General features: G+C 53.1%; 1 protein-coding gene. It reads right to left on the bottom strand.

All coding sequences use genetic code 11. The features are described 5' to 3' along the window. Nucleotides 1-687: citrate/2-methylcitrate synthase (locus tag NW818_RS12955; RefSeq protein ID WP_414424789.1), on the bottom strand; the 687-nt coding region annotated here is incomplete at its 3' end. Nucleotides 688-710: the final 23 nt, after the last annotated feature.

Consider the following 710-nt stretch of genomic DNA (forward strand, 5'->3'; position numbering starts at 1 on the left):
GAGAATAAAGAGCACGTCCAATGCTTTCGCCAGCACCGGATTGACCTCATAATTCCGCTGGTTCATATAGTCCATCATATAGAGCAGATTGGCGGTGTAACTGAGCGAACTATCAGGCAGGTTGAATGGTCGCCCGATGCGGTGCCGATAGGCGAAGGCGGCAATCGTTGGGATCTGACCAATAATACGCCAGATCTGCTTCTCACGAACCGCCGGATCGTGAATATTCTTTGCCTCGGGGTAGAGCGTTGACATCGCTGCTACCGAGCTGATCAGGATGCCCATCGGGTGAGCGTCGTAGCGGAACGCCTGGATCAGTTCGACCAGGCTGTTGTGGAGGAACAGGTGACGGCTGATGCGATACTCCCACCATTCGAGCCGCTCCTTCGACGGCAACTCACCATATAACAGCAGATACGCAACTTCCAGATACGAACTCTGTTCGGCAAGCTGCTCGATTGGATACCCGCGATACTCCAGGATGCCTTTGTCGCCATCGATGTAGGTAATGCGACTGGTGCATGCCGCAGTGTTCATGAACGCCGGGTCATACGACATCAGCCCTGAATCGCCTGGACCTGCCTTGATCTGACGCAGATCGACGGCGCGAATTGCGTTGTGTTCGATAGGAATCTCGTAGGTTTTGCCAGTCCGATTATCGGTGATTGTAAGGGTATTTCTGGTCATAGCAGTGCTCTTTCATCATCGAT

It is taken from the genome of Synechococcus sp. R6-5 (genome assembly GCF_047461775.1).
Taxonomy (GTDB): Bacteria; Cyanobacteriota; Cyanobacteriia; order Thermostichales; family Thermostichaceae; genus Thermostichus.